The following is a 3,643-nucleotide window of genomic DNA, read 5'->3' on the forward strand; positions in this document are numbered from 1 at the left end:
AAGGGAAGATTATTATCTGCCATGACCTGATTCGCCGTAGCCCCTTGCCCGGGGTCAACCGCTGGCTTCTCAACGACCACTGCCGCCTGGCCACCGATAATCTGCTGTACGCCGCCGTTAAACGCGGGCTGGATAGCGGTTTTTCTGTGCCATCTGTAGTACGTTTAACTGGCCTTTGCATATTCATGTGACGGCCACCTGCTGCGGCATCGATGAGCACGGCAAAAGGAAAAAATCGGCTTACGGACAGACGCCATGCGCGCCTGCTGAGTGTTGAATATCCATCATCTGCTGCTGCGAAGGCATTGCGCTGCTGCCATCCCTGGCGCATATCAATCCCGAATCGCAGTGGCGCCGTCTGGTGCTGAGCGTCGGCGGCGACTGACACGTCTACCTGTTAAAAAAAATTGCTGATGGCAAAAAAACCGTAAAGTATCTGGGCTGCTATCTGAAAAGCCGCCGATAGCGGGGATGCATCTGGCACACTATACTGACGGCACCACGCTGAACTTTCTCTCCCATAACCCACCGGTAAGCCAGCCTACAGACGCTGATGCAGCGGGACATCGTGGCGCGTCTGAAGCAGCCTGTTCCGGAGGGCTACGCCGGACCCCGAAGGTTTTCCGTACAATAGCCTCATCAACCAATCATGCTGATTTACGCCCCTTCCACCACATTATTCAACAATATTTATGCTCCCGAAAATATTAAACCGGCTATGCTTCGTCTCAAGACAGGTAAAATTATCACCGGCATTGGCCAGGCGTATATCAAAAGCAGGCGTATCCCTCAGGGTAAGATCTTCATCAGGTAACCAGAGTGCAATCCGATAAGAACCCGGGCTCAGGTTTTTAAGTAATGCAGAGTGACTAAATAAATGTCCTCTTCCAGCCGCACACTGTTCAGCGCCATGCTCCAGGAATGTCTCAAATACCACTTCATGGCTCGTATCCTTTAATAATAAAATAGCAATCGGCCTTTTATTCACGGCTCTGGCAAATCCAAAATTTCTTATCAGGAAGTTTACGGACAGGGTGTCTCCAGATCTGGCAGACCCGGGATAGGTTGCTTCTTCCAGGACTAAGCGATAACCTAAGTGATCCCTGATGTAATCAAAAGCACTTCTTGGTGCGAAATTATCTCTTTCATCATCCCAGAAATAATCCAGATCGCGAATAAAACCGACACTATCAAATCTGTTATTTGTTACCATCTCATTACGTAAAGCTGCGATACACACATCTTTGTTGTGTATTATACTGAAAGTAGAGGCTCCCAGCTCAGTGAATCTGAATATTGTTCCCCATCCAAAATCAGGCGGGACGAAATTAAGATTCCATTCATCGTCGTTGCCACTATAGGGCATTTCCACATCATATATAGAATCAAAACCAAAGCTTTTTAAGTCATTATAAACTGGCGTGTTCCATAAGAAATCGTTACCCGGCGCTTTTGGATGTGCATCTAAGGTATAGTAATCGTTATTATAACCTATTCTTATTTTATCCTCATCGTGCAAAGGTGTAATGGCCTCAATGAGAGCATCCCTTCTACTTTTATCCCTCATGGTTATTTTTTTGCTTGCTGGCATAAAATCTACAAAAAAGGAGCTGTATATATTTTTGATTTGCTCAGCAGAATAAGTGGTGTTGTGTTGCTCGCCCCATAAACCTATCCATCCAAACTGCAATGCATATATTACGCCATTATTTAAAATCCCTCTCAACTGGTGCATATGGGTTTTTAATTGTGCTATATTTGGTTCTTTGTAACCAGCCTGATCAACATTTGCATTATATTTATAAACAAATCTCAGGAGTAATTTTGTACCAGCTGATTTTGCCTGCTCAAAGATATGTGTGAGGAGCTGAAATGCTTTGCCATCAAGGTTTTTTTCTACATAATCTGAAAGATAGACATATTGTTGTACGATTTCAAACCTTTCGTTTTCGATAGCCTCTTGATATTTTTGCTTTAATATATCACCATCCTGTTTATCTCCGGTAAAGGGATTGATTAAACCCTCCCTCAACAAAAGCATATTTTCATAGCGAAAGCCACGTTCTGGATTGTGAATGCTTGCTCTACCATCCCGGTCGGAAGGATGGATTCCACGATAGTGCTGCCGTACGTATTCATTTGAAATTTTCATAAAACGCCCCTTGTTTTTATTCATCCACATACTAATCCTTCAAACGTAAACGGGTTGTACATAGAAAAGTTTATTCTGAGAGGTTCTTCACCGACCATTGCCAGACAACTTTTCTGTCTTAATTTATTTATGCCGCTTATATCAAGGGGAGGGGTTAGCCAGGTCATGCATAATTACTGGCCACAACCGTCTGTGATCAAAAGAATAATGTCACCGGCTCTGATAGGGTGCTGGTAACCGCTAACAGGGGCCAGGTCAGGCAATTTAGCCGGGACTATCTGTAACGCGGATGCCTGTGCCTGACCTCCGAGTTTGCCTGGTTAACCTGTATAAAAAGGGAGAAACATTGGCCGAATCCAGCGATTACGAATCAGTCCAGGGCTTTATTCGTGTTGATGTCGATAAAAATAAGCATTACGCCGTTGCCGTTAATCGTTAAGGTAAATGCCTGTTTGACAAAGCATTACTTGTAGCGGCTCGCAATTGGAATCCTTCTGGCTTGCAATCAGCGACATTTTCGGCTCAGATTAAGACAATGAAAATCCTCCGGAATCATATTAAGTGATAATGATCTGGCGTTTATTTTCTCCGGCTCGACATTCATTGCCACCGGTGCACAATAAATGCCAATGAGAAACGTTATATGGGTAGCCTGAGAAGAAGAAGATTTATCATCGCCATTTCCTCTTGCCTGGTGAGGCTTTTATTCGGAGCGTTGCCCGTATAACCGCTTAAAAATCAGATCCTATCCACCAGAATCATCTTATCTGAATGGAAATGCCAGCAAAGTTTGCTGATGTTACTGATAGTCACGAGAACATTTTTACTACAGACCTACAGACCTACAGACCTACAGACCTACAGACCTACAGACCTACAGACCTACTGAATGAGGACAGATTGCTGTGGGCGATACCACTCAATTTAGCGTCGCCAGGTACTGAGGCTTCATGCTACTTCCTGACAGGCGAGAAGCAGACGTGTGCCGGTTTGCATGGTTTATGTCTCCACCAGACTGGTCACCCAGGTTCGTGAACGTGCCCCCCAGTCTGCCTTTTTTCATACGCAATGCCGTTCAACTTCCCTTTCTTTGCTTCCTTTATTTTTGTCTTCTTCCCTTGAAAACCATAAATTAATCTACTGTTTCAAATCGTTGATCCTATACTGACCATTGCAGTTGTGATGTAGAGACGAGGCTGTGTACGGTTAATCAGCCTTACCCATGACCCTCAGGAGAACAAAATGCAAAAGAATAAAACCTTGAAAGGGCTGCTGGCCGTATCGGTAGTCGCTGCGATGTTCAGCACTGTCGGCGTGCAGGCCAAGGCGACGAGCGCCGCGCAGACCGACACTGCCGCTCATGCCGCATCAAGCGGCAAACTTAGCGCCGGCGACGAAAAAGCCGTGAAGGATATGGCGCAGGCCAATATCAATGAAATCGCCGCCGCCAAAATCGCGTTAAGCAAGGCCAAAAGCAGCGAAGTCAAAACT

2 protein-coding genes and 1 pseudogene are annotated in these 3,643 nt (G+C 45.3%); 2 read left to right on the top strand and 1 reads right to left on the bottom strand.

The genetic code is table 11. The features are described 5' to 3' along the window. Positions 1-191 (top strand): hypothetical protein (locus tag RTK32_RS20080; RefSeq protein ID WP_312047034.1); only part of this gene is annotated, 191 nt, incomplete at its 5' end. Between the two features lie 485 nt (positions 192-676). On the opposite strand, the gene RTK32_RS20085 is transcribed toward RTK32_RS20080, so the two are convergent. Continuing rightward, a complete protein-coding gene (locus tag RTK32_RS20085) occupies positions 677-2,152 on the bottom strand; it encodes a DUF4874 domain-containing protein (protein WP_312047035.1) in 1,476 nt (491 codons plus the stop codon). A gap of 1,242 nt (positions 2,153-3,394) precedes the next feature. Between RTK32_RS20085 and RTK32_RS20090 the strand changes: the two are divergent. Beyond that, positions 3,395-3,643 (top strand): annotated as a pseudogene (locus RTK32_RS20090) (DUF4142 domain-containing protein); the annotation flags it as partial.

The organism is Erwinia sp., from assembly GCF_031978025.1.
Classification (GTDB): Bacteria; Pseudomonadota; Gammaproteobacteria; order Enterobacterales; family Enterobacteriaceae; genus Erwinia.

Bases quoted from the DNA above. Each gene is read 5' to 3' on its own strand.
- RTK32_RS20085 (WP_312047035.1), bottom strand. From the start codon at position 2,152: ATGAAAATTTCAAATGAATACGTACGGCAGCACTATCGTGGAATCCAT.